The sequence below is a fragment of the Amycolatopsis azurea DSM 43854 genome, from assembly GCF_001995215.1.
Lineage (GTDB): Bacteria > Actinomycetota > Actinomycetes > Mycobacteriales > Pseudonocardiaceae > Amycolatopsis > Amycolatopsis azurea.
This window is the reverse complement of the sequence record NZ_MUXN01000005.1, coordinates 322,896-336,940: the sequence shown is the minus strand read 5'-3', so window position 1 is coordinate 336,940 and position 14,045 is coordinate 322,896. Positions and strand designations below refer to the sequence as shown.

The window sequence follows — 14,045 nt, the reverse complement described above, 5'->3', positions numbered from 1 at the left end:
ACGCCGAGATGGAGGTCCGGTCGCTCACCGGCGCCGGTGCCGAAAAGGCGACTCAGCACTGAGTCGTTCTTCACGCGCGCGTGACGTGTCGGGATGCGAGGATGGAAGGGTGGTGAGCCCTGCTGACATCCCGACCGTCGCCGTCCGTGATCTGCCCAAGGACGGTGTCGCGCTGCTCGACGTCCGCGAGGACGACGAGTGGGCCGCCGGGCACGCGCCGGGCGCCAAGCACATCCCGATGGGTGAACTGCCCGCGCGCGTCGGCGAACTCGACGACCTGCCCGACGACCAGCCGGTCTACGTGATCTGCCGCAGCGGCGGCCGGTCCGCCCGCGCCGCCGCGTGGCTCAACGCGAGCGGCTGGGACGCGGTGAACGTCGCCGGGGGGATGGGCTCCTGGAAGCAGGAGGGGCGCCCGATGGTCGGCGACCATCCCGGCGTCGACCCCGAAGTGCTGTAACCGTGCAGCCAGGCCACTACCCGCCGAGAACGCCGGTGCCGCCGGTGCGTCCGGCGCCGATGCAGCAGCCGAGGCCCCAGGCGGCGCGTTATCGCGTCCGCTGGGTCGCTTCGCCGCCTCCGGGCGCCATGCCGCTGCGGCGCAAACCCGTGGCCGAGCGCTACTCCGGTCCGCCGTCCTACCCGGTCCCGCCGCGCTGGGGCTTCCCGAACCTGGTCTGGCGCCGCCCGACCGCGGTCCCCGGCACCGCGTCCGGCGAGGTCACCGCCGGGGAGCGGCTGCGGGTCATCACGCGCAGTCTCCTGCCGGTGCTGTGGACCTTCGCCGCCCTCGCCGTCATCGCGTCGGCCGCGGAGATCTGGCGCTACGTCCTGCTCGTGCAGAGCCGCGACTCCGCGCTCTCGACGTCCGTCGTCTCGGTGTCCGACAGCTTCGTGATCACCGCGGGCCTGCTCACGACGATCCTTTCGCTGCTGCCTTCCGGGCTCACCGTGTGGTGGCTGCTCGTGGCCAGGCACGCCGCCGCGGACGCCTGCGGCGAGGTGCCGCCGAGGCGGCTGTGGCACGTGCTGGTGTTCACGCTGGTGCCGGTGGTGAACCTGATCATGGTGCTGCCGATCGTCGCCGAACTCGAACACGCCGTCCTGCGCCGGACCCGGGAAACGCGGCCGAAGCCGTCGCGGCTCGTGCTGGCCTGGTGGGGCGTCTGGGCGGTCAACTGGCTGCTGCTCGCGCTCGTCATCGTGTGGCGGTTCCGTGACGGCGTCCAGGCGCTGGCCGACGGCGTCGTACTGGTCGCGCTGACCGATCTGGCCGCGGCCGGGCTGGCGGTGGTGACGGCGCTGCTCGTGAAGCGCATGTCCGGTCTGCTCGCGCCTGTGGCCGAGAAGCGCCTTCGCCTGCTTCGCGTGCTGAAGGTGGACGGCGCCCCGGACCCGGAACGCCGCGATCGCCCCGCTTCCTCCGTGCGCTGACGCAACTTTTCCACCAACTGTTGAATGCGGATCCACGCACTCTGCCGAACGTGGATCGGTCTGTAACATGGAGGCATGAGCAGCGAGCAGCAGAAGTACGACTTACCCGCCGGGGTGACCGGTCGGGTGAGGTCTGCTGCGAGCGGTCTGTACAAGCCGTCCCCCGTGAGGTCGAAGAAGGCAAGGCAGCCTGTCACGGGGCGATTCGTACCCGGAGTCAAAGCGGGACTTGCCAATCACGGGATTCGCAGGCCTGAGCCGATCGCGGACGAGACGCCAGAGCCGTACTCGTTGCCGTCGTTCTTGGGGATGTTCGATCTTCCCGCTGACGCGTCCGAGAGCGTGAAGGCCGTGGTGCGCGGCCAGGATGTCGCCTGAGTTCACGGCGAGAACAAGCGAAAGTCGATGGCGCGTCCGATCGTGGTAGACGCCGGCCCGCTCATAGCCATGGCCAGCCGGAAAGATGCTCACCACCAGGCGGTGGTCGCCTGGCTCGGGACCGCGGCCACGCGTGATCTGCTGGTGCCGTCGCTGGTGCTGACCGAGGTATGCCACTACATCGAGAAATATCTCGGCGGTGAAGCCGAGGCGGCGTTCATCGAAGGACTCATACGGTCGCCTCAGTTCGCGATCTACCACCCCATGGACGACGATTTCCGGCGGATGGCCGTGCTGATGCGGCAGTACGCGGATTGGCCTCTCGGCCTGGCGGACGCGGCGGTCGTGGCCACCGCGGAAAGACGGAAAACGGTCGAGGTGGCGACGGTGGACCGTCGGCATTTCGAGCACGTCAAGCCGGTGCACGTCTCCCACTTCACGCTGTATCCCTAAGCCCGCCGACCTGCGGAAAGAGAGCAGGGGACCTTTGCTATCGCGTGGTGACGGGTAGCGAGCGCAGGCCCCGGATCACGAACTCCGGCCGTCGTTCCGGCGTCTCCGCGAGCTCCAGCCCGGGCAGCTTCGTGGCCAGCGACGTCAGCGCGGCCGCGATCTCCACTCGCGCGAGCGGGGCGCCAACGCAGTAGTGGATGCCCATGCCGAAGCCGAGGTGCGCGTTCGGCGTGCGGCCGATGTCGAGGGTGTCGGGCCGGTCGAACACCTTCGGGTCCCGTGCGGCGGCACCGAGGAGCGCGCCGATCTTCTCGCCCTCGGCCACCCGGAACCCGGCGATCTCGACGTCGGCGGTCGCCGTCCGCTCGAAGAGCTGGAGCGGCGAGTCGAAGCGGATCAGCTCCTCGACACACGGATCCAGCAGATCCGGGGAGGCCACCAGCCGCTCCCACTGGTCCCGGTGGGTCAGCAGCGCGTTGACGCCGTTCCCGATGACGTTCACCGTCGCTTCGTGCCCGGCCATCAGCAGCAGGACCGCGGTCGCGACCAGTTCGTCCTCGGTGAGTTCGCTGCGCAGAAGATCGCTGACGATGTCTTCGCCGGGGGAGTCCGCGCGCTGCTTCGCGACGTCACGCAGGTACTCGACGAACTCCGCGGCCGCGGTTTCGGCGGCGTCGCGCTTGTCCTCGGCGAGCCCGTATTCGTACATCTTGACGATGTGGTTCGACCACGTGACCATGCTCGGCCCGTTCTCGACCGGGACGCCCAGCAGCTCCGCGATGACGGCGACCGGCAGCGGCTGCGCGAGGTGCGCCAGCAGATCGGCCGAACCGGTCTCGGCGATCTCGGCGGCGAGCGCGTCGACCATGCCGTCCGCGAGTTCGGCGACCATCGGCCGCAGCCGCTGGACGTGGCCGCGCCCGAACGCGCCCGCGATCACCCGCCGCAGCCGGGTGTGGGCGGGCGGCTCGTTCTCCAGCAGCGAGTTGCGGTGCAGCAGGTTGAACGACGCGAACCGCTCCACCGGCAGCGCGTCCTGCCAGATCCGGCCGAGCCCGCGATGCCGCAGGACGGCGGCCGACGCCGCGTGCGACACCGCCACGGCGATGCCGAGGCCGTCGTGCCGATGGACTTCGCCGCGCTCGCGGAGTTCGGCGAAGGACGGGTACGGATTCGCGAGGAAGGCCGGGTCGGCGAGGTCGAACACCCGCCGACTGTAACCCGGCCGGGCGCCGCGCCGGGGTGGTCGCCCCGGCGCGGCAAGGGAGCTACAGATGCAGCCAGAGTCCCAGGTGCAGGCCGATGCCGTGGTGATGGTGCCCGTGGTGAGGGCCGACGCACAGCAGCAGGCAGTGGCGGGCCTGGACTGTCGAGTCGGACTGTGGCGCGGCCGAGGCCGTGCCCACGGCGGGGCCGGCCAGCATCAGCCCGAGTGCCACGGGAAACGCGGCCAGCGCGGCCCGGCGTTTCGAGGTGCTCATCTGTGATCCCTTCTCCGCACGACGACGCCGGTATGGCGCCGAGATCGAGTATTCGGTGCGGTGAGGGGAAAACGGCAGGCTGATCACCCGCGGTCCGCTCGTCCGGATGATGACAACCGTTTTCAGTCACGTTTGCGTGATACACGAACGGCCGCTGAAACCGGCCGATCCGGTCGATCCGGTGGTCGGTGGGGTGTCGTCCGCGATGATTCCGTCACCGGCCCCGATGAACCCCGGGGGTCTTACGAGGCCCGCGTCCTTCCCGCGATAGCGTTTCGAACCGAGCTTGAGGAGGCTGACGTGGGCAAGGGTTCGCGCAAGAAGGGTCCCAAGACGACCTCGGACCGCAAGCCGAAGGTGCGCGACGTCTTCGTCGGCCAGCCCTTCGAGGGACTCGCGGCGGAGACCGAACTGATCGCGCTGCGCGAGTTCGTCCCTTCGGCGACGGCCGCGCTCACGCTGGCGGGCTCCGGCGAGAAGGTCACCCTCGGCACGGTGCTGCCGATGGCGGCGGCCGCGTTCGTCCGGTCCGACGGCGAGCGCTACGTCGGGATGCAGGTGCAGACCCGGTCCTCGGACATCAGCCGCGACCTCGGCCGCGCGCTCCAGTGGGTGCTGGACGCCAAGGAGGGCGACGTCCTGTCCGTGCCGGACACCACGACGCCGCCGACCGCCGACGAGAAGGCCCGTCTGCAGGACCTGCTCGACACGAGCGCCGAACTCGACGTCACGCTCTACAACGACTTCGCCTGGTGGCTGCCCGAGGACGCCGACGCCAGCGGTGACGTCGCGCTGTCGCTGGAGCGCGCGAACGCGGCGATCATGCCGACCGAGCGCCTCGGCGCCGGTGCCTACTGGGTGCTCGCCGGGGAGAAGGCGCACCTGCGCTGGGTCCGACCCGAGCCGGAGAACCTGCTGCTGCAAGCGCTTGCGCGGCTGTCCGCGGCCGGTGAGCTGGGCCTCGGTGAGGGCTCCCGCTACGCCGGTTCGTTCCGCGCGCACGGGCTGCTCGTCCCGGTGTGGGACCTCGACCCCGAGGCCCACGCCCGCGAGTGGGCCGACGCGAAGGACCAGCTCGGCGTCCGCCTTGAGGCCGCGCTGAAGTCCCTCGACTCCGAGCCGCTCAACGCCACCGAGCGCCGCTCGCGCGACGGCCTGATCGGCCGCCAGCTCACCATCCGCTGACCCCCCTTTCCGCGTTTCGTCCTCTGAATGCGGTAGTTGCGCACGCAACCACCGCATTCAGAGGACGAATTGCGCGAGGATGGTCCCGTGATCCTGCATATCTGCCCCAAGGGTGACTGGGCCGCGGTGCCCGAAGGCGGCGTCTACACCGCCGCGTCCCTCGAATCCGACGGCTTCATCCACTGCTCGGACCCGGGGACGGCGCACATCCCGGCCAACGCCGTGTTCGCCGGCCGCACCGATCTGCTCCTGCTGGAGATCGACCCGGCGCTCGTCGGCGCGCCCGTCGTCTGGGAGGACGGCGACCCGCCGCATCCGGCCGCGATCCAGTTCCCCCACGTGTACGGTCCGATACCCCGTAACGCCGTGGTGGCCGTTCACGAATTCCCTGTTCAGGGGGACGGTTCGTTCAGAATTCCCGAGTCCGTGTCGAGACGTTGAGCAGGCAACTCCTCTTTCGACCGGGCGTCTCCCGAAAGTGTTCGCGGCGAGAGACAACCTGTGGGGGCGGTCATGCGTTTCGGAAGAGGTGAGCCAGGCGGACCTGGCCGCGTGACCCCGGGAGGAGGCGATACGGTGACCGCTGCCGCGACGGTCATCCCGGGGACGGACGTCTGGGGGGCCGGCGAAAGCCGAGGGAGGCACGTGCCGGGCGAGCTCACCGACTTCGGCGACTTCGTGCAGGCCAGCCTTCCGGGTCTGCTGAGGTACGGGCACGCCCTCACCGGGAATCCGCACGACGCCGCCGACCTGGTGCAGACCGTGCTGGAGAAGATCGGCTCCCGCTGGTCCTACGTCCAGCACAAGACCGGCGACCCGATGGCCTACATCCGCCGTTCGATGGCCAACGCGCACATCAGCCGCTGGCGCCGGACCAAACGGGAGAGCCTGGTCGCCGACCTGCCGGACACTCAGCCGTACAGCCCGGCCGACCCGTTCGAGCACGAGCCGTTGTGGCAGGCGTTACGCGCGCTGCCGCCGAGGCAACGCGCGGTGATGGTCCTGCGTTACTACGAGGGGCTTTCCGAAGCGGAGATCGCGGATTCGCTCGGCGTCAGCCAGGGCACCGTCAAAAGCCAGGCGAGCAAGGCGATCTCGTCGCTGCGCACGAAGCTCGCGCTGTTCGAACCCGGAGACGAAGGGAGGGAAGCGGGATGAACATGTCCGAAGAGGACGTGCAGCAGAAGCTGCGCGACCTGTTCTCCGACGAGCGGCTGGGCGCGGGATCCACGCTGAATCCCGAGACGATCGTCGCGGGCGCCCGTCGACGGCGTCGCCGCCGTCAGCTGATGCAGACCACGAGCGGGATGGCCGCCGCGATCGTCATGGTGGGCGGCGGGCTCACGGTCTTCACGATCCACGGCAAGGACGGCAACGCGGCTTTCCCCGGTGACCAGCTCACCATGGGCGCGGCCTCGTCGAGCCTGGTGCGGCCGGGGCCGGGGAGCGTCGAGCCGCCGATGTCCTCTTCGGTGGCGCCACCGCCGGAACAGACGTCCGCGCCACCGCCTTCGACGGTCTCCGACGGGCCCGCCAAGCCGCCGAAGAGCACGGCCGCCTCGAGGCCGCCCACGCAGGGCAAGGTGACCACCGGCGCGCTCCTGACGTCCGCCGGTTTCGGCAAGCTCCGGCTCGGGATGAGCGAGTCCGAGGCGGAAGCCGCCGCGGGCCCGCTGCGGGCGAAAGAGGCCCGGGGCGCCTGCACGTACGGCTACGCGGAGGGAGCCGCCGTTCCGGGGCCGGCGTCGGTGTCGCTGACCGAGGCCGAAGGGATCACCGTCATCAACCCGGCGGGCACGGTGCACACCCCCGAGGGGATCGGCGTCGGCTCGACCGAGGCGGACATCCTCGCCGCCTATCCGGGCAGCACCAAGAACGGCGGCGCGTATGTCGCGCCGGTCAGCGCGGTGAGCGCGTACCGGATCTTCGTCGCCAAGGACGGCTCGGCCGTCAGCATCCTGCTGACCAGCCTCAACCAGGACTGCCAGTTCAGCTGAAGCCGTCCGTGAAAAGAGAAAACCCGGGCTGCTCCAAGGGGGAGAGCCCGGGTTTTCCCTGTGGTGGGAGCGTTGGTCAGTGCGTCAGAGCGCGCCGCCCGCGACCGGGGGCATGCTCGAGTCCGCGCCGCCGTCGCCGACGGACTCGCGGTGCAGGTGGTTCTCGACCTCGAACAGGTTGCCGTCGGCCCGCTTGACGATGTTGAGCAGAGTGGACATCTGGGAGATCTCCTCGACCTGCTCCTTGAGGAACCACTGCGTGAACTGCTCGCCGATGTAGTCCTCTTCGGCGCGCGCGGCCTTGGCCAGCTGCTGGATGTCGGTCGCGACGTCCTTCTCCTGCTGCAGCGCGAGCTCGATGAGCTCACGGACGTCGGAGAAGTCGTTGCGCACGTCGCCGGTGCCGGGGATCTCCACGTGGTGGTCGGTGTCCAGCATGTACTGGACGAGCGCCATCCCGTGGTTCCGCTCCTCGACGGACTGCTTGTAGAAGTGCTTCGCGAGCTGCGGCAGGTCCTCGGCGTCGAACCAGACCGCCAGCGCGATGTACTGCTGGGAGGCGTTGAACTCGTTGTGGATCTGCGCCTGCAGCAATTCGTAGAACTTGGAGCGCGGTTGCTTCTTGGTGAGGGCCATGTGTTCGAAGATACGCCATTTCCCTATCGGATTTCCACTTCTTCCTGGTGATCTCCCCCCTATTAGGTTACCATTACCGACAATAGGTCCACCTCAATTAAGTAAGCCTTCCCTAATCGATCACAAATGATTAGGGAAGGCTTACTTAATCTGTTTCTCAGATGCTTTCGCGCCGGATCGGGCACGACATGCAGCGCGGCCCGCCGCGGCCGGAGCCCAGCTCGGAGCCGGTGATGGCCAGCACCTCGATACCGGCTTCCGCCAGGCGCGCGTTGGTTTCCACATTACGTTCGTACCCGACGACGACGCCGGGGGCGAGCGCGAGGGTGTTGTTCCCGTCGTCCCATTGCTCGCGTTCCGCGGTGACCGGATCGAGTCCGGTGTCGATGACGCGGAGGCGATCGATTCCCATCGCTTCGGCGGCCGCGGTGAGGAACGGGGCGGGTCCTTCCACCTTTACCGAACCGTCGTCGGTGGGGCGCATGGTGAAGGCGGTCAGTGAATCGCGGGAAAGCGGATACATGACGACGGCGTCGGCCGCGACCATCGTGCAGACGGTGTCCAGATGCATGGTCGCGCGGGTCTGCTGGATCGGGACGGCGAGCACGGTGTGCGCGATCCCGTCGGCGAACACCGACCGGGCGAGGGACTCCGCGCCCGCCGCGGTGGTCCGCTCGCCGACGCCGATGGCCAGGACGCCCGGCGACAGCAACATGACGTCGCCGCCTTCGATCGGCGCCGAATGCGCGCCGTACGCGCGGGCCGCGTGGCGGAACCACGGGTGGTAGGCGTAGATCAGGTCCAGCACCGCGGTCTCGCGGACGCGCGCGGGCATGGTGAGCGAGGAGACCGCGACCCGGTTGCCGATCCACGCCGACGAGTCCCGGGTGAACAGCAGGTTCGGCAGCGGATCGACGGCGAAGTCGTTCGGGTGGTTCATCAGCCGGACCAGCGAGGCGCCCTCGGCGGCGGGCAGCTCCTCGAACGTCATACCCGCCATCAGGACCTCGGCCAGCACCGCGGGCGAGACGCTCGACAGATGGGAGCGGAGCGAATCGGCCAGATCGGGACCGAGCCGCCGCTCGTCGACGGCCGCGTGCACACCGGCCGCGTGGGCGCGGGTGTCACCGAGCGCCGTGCGCAGCGCGTCGGCCAGCAGCAGCACCTCGACACCGCGGCCGCGCAGCACCTCGGCGAACGCGTCGTGTTCCTCCTGCGCGCGGTCCACCCAGGGGATGGAATCGAACAGGAGCTGGTCGTTGTTGCGAGGCGTGAGCCTTTTGAGCTCGTTGCCGGGCCTGTGCAGCAGCACCGCTCGCAGGGGGCCGACTTCGCTGTCAACTCGGGGTGGAGTCGTCTCGTCAATCACCGTTTCACACTAGCTAGGGAAGCCAGGAAACTCGCCCCTTGAGCAGCGCGTATCCGACGAAGGAAACGAAATCCAGCGCGGTGTGCGCCACGATCAGCGGCCACAGCCGGTTCGTCTTCTGCCACAGCCTGCCGAACACCAGGCCCATCACGACGTTGCCGACGAAACCGCCGAATCCCTGGTACAGGTGATACGACCCGCGCAGCACCGACGACGCGACCAGTGACGTGTTCTCGCGCAGCCCGAGCTGCCGCAGCCGGGTCAGCAGGTACGCGACGACGAGCACCTCTTCGGCGAACGCGTTCCCGAAGGCCGACAAGGTCAGCGTGATCGGCCGCCACCACGTTTCGCCCAAAGTGGACGGTTGCACCGACAGGCTGAAGCCGAGGCCGTAGGAGAGGAAGTACAGTCCCAGCCCCGGAATCCCGATCACCGCGGCGAGCAGGAGCCCGTGGACGATGTCGCGGCCGGGACGCTTCCTGTCGAGCCCGATCTCCGCGAGCTTCATCCCACCACGCCACAACAGGTACAGCCCGAGCGCGCCCCAGCCGACCAGCTGGCCCGCGCTCAGGAGCTGCTTGAGCAGGTCGACCAGGCTGAGCGTCGCCTGCGGAACGTTGAGCTGGGCCTGTTGCTGCGCCAGCGGGACCGGTTGCAGCAGTGAGTCCACAAGGGACAGCAGGCTGCGCACCCCGGACAGGCCGAGGGTGATCCCGAAGACCACGACGAGTTCGATGACGATCGCGCGACGGCGCGCCGGGTCCTCCACGAACTCCGGCAGCGCCGGGCGTTCGGGACGCAGCCAGCTCATCGGCCGCACGTTACCGTCGGGTCATGCCCAGGAGTATCGCGACCAACGAAACCGTCGACCGGGCCGCGCTCGTCGACTTCCTGTCCACCCGTCATCGCGCCATCCTGATGACCACCAAGGCCGACGGCGGCCCGCAGCTCTCCCCGGTGACCTGCGGGGTCGACGCCGAAGGCCGTCTGGTCATTTCCACGTACCCGAAGCGCGCGAAGGCGGTCAACATCCGGCGCGAGCCGAAGGTGTCCGCCTGCGTCCTGTCCGACGAGTGGAACGACCAGTGGGTCCAGCTGAACGGCACCGCCGAGGTGCTCGACCTGCCCGACTCGGTCGAGCCGCTGGTGGACTATTTCCGCGCGATCTCGGGCGAGCATCCCGACTGGGACGAGTACCGCGAAGCGATGGTGAAGCAGGGCAAGAGCATCATCCGCGTCACCATCGAATCGTGGGGCCCGATCGCCAAGGGCGGCTTCCCTGCGGAGCTGGCCTAGCCGAACGAATACGGGCAGCGAGACGTTCGACAAGTTCTTCTCGGATCGCCAGGTATTTTTTCATGCTAACTACATTATGAGCATGCGCTTACAAAATTTGAATGACGCTCAATCGGACTATTTGACGCCTAATCACGTGACGCATGCCTCACGTTGGGTGTTGTCTTTGCGTGAACATACTTTGCGGTAACAAGGCTCTGATCAGTGGTTTTGCACCTATCGCAACACTATGTCCCTGGGTTACCGTGATGCAGGTCACACTCGAATAATTTCCGATCGCGGCTTCGATTACGTACCGTCGCTACTCGCCAGCCGACGTCTTCTGTGGAAGTGTCGGCAGTCTGAGGTTCCAGGCCTTCAGGTGGTTGTAGAACCTGTCCGTGTTCCGTCTTGTGGCGTGCTCGACCAAGTCCCGTACGGGGGGTCGAACATCAACAAGATAGGAGGAGCGCCGACATGGCGAAGCAGCATCCTGAAGGTGACGAAGTCGGTCCGGAGGGCGAAGACCCCGCTTCGGAGCGACCGGAACCTCGGGACGATGATGAGCGCCGGGCCCAGAAGGCCCGGCGCGTTGTCACCGGCGCACAGGTAGTCCTCGCCATCGCTCAGGCGGTGGACGGGGTGCTCAGGATCTTTTCCTGAGCTCGACTGGCCTCAGATCTTGCACATCTGGGGCCAGTCCCCATAGTCCGCCAGCCTGGCTGTCGCAAGCGGGGGTACTAGCGTTACAAGCTTGCGAGTATTTTCTACTCAAGTGACGCGTCACTCTAAACACATCGAGCGTGATTCCAAAAGCGGTATCTCAAATCTGAGGCTCACAAAGCTTGTTGACCGGTGTCTTTTTGTGGTGAAACCGCAGCTCAAGTGGTACTTTTGGGTGGATCCGTGGGGTGGGTCTCAATGTCGATGGGTCAGTGGATCTGGATCTCACCGTTGGCGAAACATGAAATTTTTCGGAATATCATTCATATTTAGTGTTCTAGTGCACCAAATGCTTTCGATGACCCCCCGGGGCAATGCCTGAATGTCCGAGTTATTGGCAGCGAAATTGATGTAACGCTAAGTTGTCAGCTTCTCGCTGAGGGTGAAACCAGCTAGGCTGCTCTGAGCAGGGGTTTTGGAACATTGGGTGCTTGGTGGCCCTTCGCTTCGCCTATTGGCAGCTCCTGGGGCCTAGCCGAACGAATACGGGCAGCCGACCAGGCGGCGGATCTCGCCGCTCAGCTGCTGCGGCCCTTCGACCGGACGGGAGAACGCGAGCCGGACGTCGTGGTCGCCGGAGTCGGCCTCGACCCGCAGTCGCAGGCCGTAGCGGTCCAGCCCGAGCGGCCGGATCCAGCCGTCGCGCAGTTCGGCGGGCACGTGCTTGGCGAGCTGCGCGACGACGTCGGCGTGGTCGGTCTCCAGATGCCGCAGCCACGCGGCCTCGTAGTCGTGGAACGGGTCCGGCGGCGCGGCGCTGAACATGTGAGGCCGGAGCGAGTGCGTGCCCTCGGCGTCGGCGAGCACCAGCGACGCCGGGGTCAGCCTCAGCAGCGTCAGGCCATGACCGACGTCCAGCAGCCGCTCGTCCGGCCGGGTTTCGGCGATGGAGACCGCGCGGGCGCGGGCCGAGACCTCGGAGAGCGGGCGGAGCCAGCCGGTGATCCACAGCAGTCCGCGGATGGGCTCGCGCAGGTCGACCGGCGCCTGATCGGTCAGTTCGACCATCACCGCGAGTTCGCCGCGTTGCGCTTCGTGCGCGCGTTTCACCAGGTGATGCTCGTCCGGCAGCAGCACGCTGACGCTGCCACTCGTGTGCACGTGGTGCAGTTCGGGGATGACGCGGCCGTACTGTCCTGGCTGGTCGCGCTGTTCGGCGGTCGGCATGAGCGTCGCCGGTCCGTTGCGCGTGGCGATCGTCTTCGCGCGTTCCGCGGGGTTCGGCGCCGGCGGGCGGCGAATGGACGTCGGTGTGGTCACGGCTCACCTCCTAAGTTAGGTGAGCCTAACCTGATCTGCGTGGCGAACGGAAGTAGTCTCGGTCACTTCTCGACGAGCGCGTATAGGTTGACCAGGTGGAAGAGCACAGAATCCGGGGCCTCGAACCACCCGAAGGGGTTCCGGCGGCGAACACGCCGGTCCTGGTGGCCCTGCTCGACCGGCTCACCGTGACCTACGGAACGTTGGTCTTCACGGCCGGGATGATCGTCGCGCTGGGCGTCTTCCTGGCGTTTTCGGGGCGGTACGGGGTCGCCGTGCCCGCGTTCCTGGTCTGCTTCATGACACCGGTCTCGCTCTACTTCGGGTACGTCCTGCTCGCCGGATGCTCGCCGATGCGGAAGCTCACCGGCAAGCCGTTCCGCCTGGTGAGCGGGCTGGACGGCGCCGTCGTCGCCGGTGCGCGGGTGAGCGTCCCGTTCGACGACCGATGGCTCGTCGTCCGGCTGCCGGCACCGCTCCGCGCGCAACTCGCGGCTCAACGGCGGATATGGGTACTCGGCCCGTTCTTCCTGCTTCCCGGCGTCATCGTTCCCCGGCGCGGCGTGTTCCGGGACGCTCCCGTGAAGGGCTCGACGCCGCTGACGCCCCAGCCGGTCTCGTCGGGCCGGATGCTCACCTTGCAGCGGCGGCTCCTGGCCTCGTACTACCTGCTCGCCGCCGGCATCGCGCTGGTGGCGGCCGCCTTCTCGCTCTGGATCGTCATCGATTTCCCGGACCGTCGCAGTGCCCTGGTGCTGGACGCGCGGTTACTGGCCGCGCTCTGCCTCCTCGCGACGATCGGCCTCGTCATCACGGCCGTCGTGATGACCCGGCCGTCCCCTGAGCCGCGGTGGACCGAACTCGCCGTCATCTCCGGACCGGCTTCGGTCAACCTCTTCGGCATGGTCACCATGAAGGGGCGGACGGTCCTTCCCGACGGTCGCGAGGTCGTCGTCCGGGCCGGCGGTTCGGATCTGTCCCTGGCCGCGAACATCGCCGCGACCGGACGGCTCTGGGTGCTCGGGGTGCCGATGGCCGGGAGGACGGCGAAGGCCGGAGTGCCCGGTCACGCCGTTTTCGGGCCGGTCAAGTTCGGCCGCTGAGCTCAGCCGAGCGAGCGCCGCGTCGCTTCCTCCGTCTCCACGACGCCGCGCCGGATCCCTTCCAGCTGCTCGCCCAGCTCGCCGATCGTCGTGGTGTCGAGCAGCGAATCGCCGGTGGCGGCCGACAACTCCGCCGCCCTGGCGACCAGCCCGTCGAGGCCGAGCGCGCCGGATCGCAGCTGTGCCAACAGTTTCCGTTGCGCGTTCGAAAGCCGCGCGTGCACGTCTTCCTGTGCCTGCACGGCTTCGAGCGACTGGGTCAGGTCGCCGCGGATGTCGTCGTCGGCGGTCTTCAATTCCTTGCGCAGCCGCGCTTTCTCGGCGGACACCGCGCCGACGTCCACCCGCTTCAACGCCTTGCCGGTGGCCGTCGCGCGGCCCGCCAGCCGCCGCAGGGTGTCGACGGTCTCCCGCACCACCGGTTCCATGTCGGCCACCCGGTCGGCGAGCGGGCCGGCGTCGAGCGAGCCGGAAATCGACCGGAACCCGTCGGCGGCCGCCTCCGCGCGCCGCAGCCAGTCCGCCTCGGGCGATCCCGGTTCGACGTCGGGGAGTGCCCGCTCTTCGAGTTCCGGCGCGGGTTTCGGCCGCGTGGCGGCGGCGACCCCGGCACGGGCGGCGAGCACGGTGACGCCGACGCCGAGCGCGGCGACCACCGGCAGTTGCACCGCCCAGGCCGCACCCGCCGACGTCGCCGCGAGGAGCAGTCCCCACGGTTCGGCTAGCTCACGGACGAAGCGCATATCCGAGG

At 68.2% G+C, this 14,045-nt stretch carries 18 protein-coding genes; 11 read left to right on the top strand and 7 right to left on the bottom strand.

The window, feature by feature from the left end:
* Positions 1–109 precede the first annotated feature (109 nt).
* From B0293_RS09590 to B0293_RS09575, 4 genes are all read left to right on the top strand, one after another.
* Positions 110–460 carry a rhodanese-like domain-containing protein gene (locus tag B0293_RS09590; protein WP_005149488.1) on the top strand — a complete coding sequence of 117 codons (351 nt, stop codon included), beginning with the start codon at positions 110–112 and terminating at the stop codon, positions 458–460.
* 35 nt (positions 461–495) lie between these two features.
* Complete coding sequence (locus B0293_RS09585; RefSeq protein WP_039914827.1) at positions 496–1,434, top strand: DUF4328 domain-containing protein; 939 nt, start codon at positions 496–498, stop codon at positions 1,432–1,434.
* 75 nt (positions 1,435–1,509) lie between these two features.
* Positions 1,510–1,812 carry a hypothetical protein gene (locus tag B0293_RS09580; RefSeq protein ID WP_039914828.1) on the top strand — a complete coding sequence of 101 codons (303 nt, stop codon included), beginning with the start codon at positions 1,510–1,512 and terminating at the stop codon, positions 1,810–1,812.
* Positions 1,813–1,839: 27 nt separating this feature from the next.
* Entirely contained in the window at positions 1,840–2,265 is a 426-nt protein-coding gene (locus B0293_RS09575) for a type II toxin-antitoxin system VapC family toxin (RefSeq protein ID WP_039914829.1), read from the top strand.
* A 37-nt stretch (positions 2,266–2,302) separates the two neighbouring features.
* Here B0293_RS09575 and B0293_RS09570 read toward each other — a convergent pair whose 3' ends face one another.
* Together B0293_RS09570 and B0293_RS09565 are read right to left on the bottom strand one after the other, a co-directional pair.
* On the bottom strand, positions 2,303–3,472 hold the full coding sequence (locus B0293_RS09570; RefSeq protein WP_005149493.1) for a cytochrome P450: 1,170 nt from the start codon (positions 3,470–3,472) through the stop codon (positions 2,303–2,305).
* Between the two features lie 61 nt (positions 3,473–3,533).
* Positions 3,534–3,746 (bottom strand): hypothetical protein, encoded by a 213-nt coding sequence (locus tag B0293_RS09565; protein WP_039914830.1) that lies wholly within the window; start codon positions 3,744–3,746, stop codon positions 3,534–3,536.
* 300 nt (positions 3,747–4,046) lie between these two features.
* Between B0293_RS09565 and B0293_RS09560 the strand changes: the two genes are divergently transcribed.
* The 4 genes from B0293_RS09560 to B0293_RS09545 all read left to right on the top strand — a co-directional run bounded on the left by B0293_RS09560 (position 4,047) and on the right by B0293_RS09545 (position 6,928).
* Positions 4,047–4,931: a DUF5926 family protein gene (locus B0293_RS09560; RefSeq protein WP_005149497.1), complete on the top strand. Its 885-nt coding sequence runs from the start codon at positions 4,047–4,049 to the stop codon at positions 4,929–4,931.
* Positions 4,932–5,018: 87 nt separating this feature from the next.
* A complete protein-coding gene (locus tag B0293_RS09555) occupies positions 5,019–5,372 on the top strand; it encodes a DUF952 domain-containing protein (protein ID WP_005149499.1) in 354 nt (117 codons plus the stop codon).
* Between the two features lie 204 nt (positions 5,373–5,576).
* A complete protein-coding gene (locus tag B0293_RS09550) occupies positions 5,577–6,089 on the top strand; it encodes a SigE family RNA polymerase sigma factor (protein ID WP_005149501.1) in 513 nt (170 codons plus the stop codon).
* Positions 6,086–6,928, top strand: a complete 843-nt coding sequence (locus B0293_RS09545) for a hypothetical protein (protein WP_005149503.1) — start codon at positions 6,086–6,088, stop codon at positions 6,926–6,928. Before B0293_RS09550 ends, B0293_RS09545 begins: the two co-directional genes overlap by 4 nt.
* 84 nt (positions 6,929–7,012) lie before the next feature.
* On the opposite strand, the gene B0293_RS09540 is transcribed toward B0293_RS09545, so the two are convergent.
* From B0293_RS09540 to B0293_RS09530, 3 genes are all read right to left on the bottom strand, one after another.
* Positions 7,013–7,564: a ferritin gene (locus tag B0293_RS09540; protein ID WP_005149504.1), complete on the bottom strand. Its 552-nt coding sequence runs from the start codon at positions 7,562–7,564 to the stop codon at positions 7,013–7,015.
* A gap of 157 nt (positions 7,565–7,721) precedes the next feature.
* A complete protein-coding gene (locus tag B0293_RS09535; RefSeq protein WP_077241282.1) occupies positions 7,722–8,933 on the bottom strand; it encodes an arginine deiminase in 1,212 nt (403 codons plus the stop codon).
* A 13-nt stretch (positions 8,934–8,946) separates the two neighbouring features.
* The gene (locus B0293_RS09530) at positions 8,947–9,744 is read right to left on the bottom strand and encodes a CPBP family intramembrane glutamic endopeptidase (protein WP_039914833.1); all 798 of its coding nucleotides are present in this window, start codon (positions 9,742–9,744) and stop codon (positions 8,947–8,949) included.
* 23 nt (positions 9,745–9,767) lie between these two features.
* Between B0293_RS09530 and B0293_RS09525 the strand changes: the two genes are divergently transcribed.
* Positions 9,768–10,229 carry a PPOX class F420-dependent oxidoreductase gene (locus tag B0293_RS09525; protein ID WP_005149511.1) on the top strand — a complete coding sequence of 154 codons (462 nt, stop codon included), beginning with the start codon at positions 9,768–9,770 and terminating at the stop codon, positions 10,227–10,229.
* A gap of 456 nt (positions 10,230–10,685) precedes the next feature.
* Positions 10,686–10,871: a hypothetical protein gene (locus B0293_RS09520; protein ID WP_039914835.1), complete on the top strand. Its 186-nt coding sequence runs from the start codon at positions 10,686–10,688 to the stop codon at positions 10,869–10,871.
* 531 nt (positions 10,872–11,402) lie between these two features.
* On the opposite strand, the gene B0293_RS09515 is transcribed toward B0293_RS09520, so the two are convergent.
* The gene (locus tag B0293_RS09515) at positions 11,403–12,191 is read right to left on the bottom strand and encodes a DUF2470 domain-containing protein (RefSeq protein ID WP_005149512.1); all 789 of its coding nucleotides are present in this window, start codon (positions 12,189–12,191) and stop codon (positions 11,403–11,405) included.
* A gap of 95 nt (positions 12,192–12,286) precedes the next feature.
* Between B0293_RS09515 and B0293_RS09510 the strand changes: the two genes are divergently transcribed.
* A complete protein-coding gene (locus B0293_RS09510) occupies positions 12,287–13,294 on the top strand; it encodes a hypothetical protein (RefSeq protein WP_005149514.1) in 1,008 nt (335 codons plus the stop codon).
* A 2-nt stretch (positions 13,295–13,296) separates the two neighbouring features.
* On the opposite strand, the gene B0293_RS09505 is transcribed toward B0293_RS09510, so the two are convergent.
* Complete coding sequence (locus B0293_RS09505) at positions 13,297–14,037, bottom strand: hypothetical protein (RefSeq protein WP_005149515.1); 741 nt, start codon at positions 14,035–14,037, stop codon at positions 13,297–13,299.
* Between the last annotated feature and the right edge of the window lie 8 nt (positions 14,038–14,045).

What these genes read in the sequence shown, in the direction of transcription:
- B0293_RS09575 (WP_039914829.1), top strand. Translation starts at nt 1,840, where the DNA reads ATGGCGCGTCCGATCGTGGTAGACGCCGGCCCGCTCATAGCCATGGCC.
- B0293_RS09545 (WP_005149503.1), top strand. Translation starts at nt 6,086, where the DNA reads ATGAACATGTCCGAAGAGGACGTGCAGCAGAAGCTGCGCGACCTGTTC.
- B0293_RS09540 (WP_005149504.1), bottom strand. Translation starts at nt 7,564, where the DNA reads ATGGCCCTCACCAAGAAGCAACCGCGCTCCAAGTTCTACGAATTGCTG.
- B0293_RS09520 (WP_039914835.1), top strand. Translation starts at nt 10,686, where the DNA reads ATGGCGAAGCAGCATCCTGAAGGTGACGAAGTCGGTCCGGAGGGCGAA.
- B0293_RS09530 (WP_039914833.1), bottom strand. Translation starts at nt 9,744, where the DNA reads ATGAGCTGGCTGCGTCCCGAACGCCCGGCGCTGCCGGAGTTCGTGGAG.
- B0293_RS09565 (WP_039914830.1), bottom strand. Translation starts at nt 3,746, where the DNA reads ATGAGCACCTCGAAACGCCGGGCCGCGCTGGCCGCGTTTCCCGTGGCA.
- B0293_RS09525 (WP_005149511.1), top strand. Translation starts at nt 9,768, where the DNA reads ATGCCCAGGAGTATCGCGACCAACGAAACCGTCGACCGGGCCGCGCTC.
- B0293_RS09580 (WP_039914828.1), top strand. Translation starts at nt 1,510, where the DNA reads ATGAGCAGCGAGCAGCAGAAGTACGACTTACCCGCCGGGGTGACCGGT.
- B0293_RS09505 (WP_005149515.1), bottom strand. Translation starts at nt 14,037, where the DNA reads ATGCGCTTCGTCCGTGAGCTAGCCGAACCGTGGGGACTGCTCCTCGCG.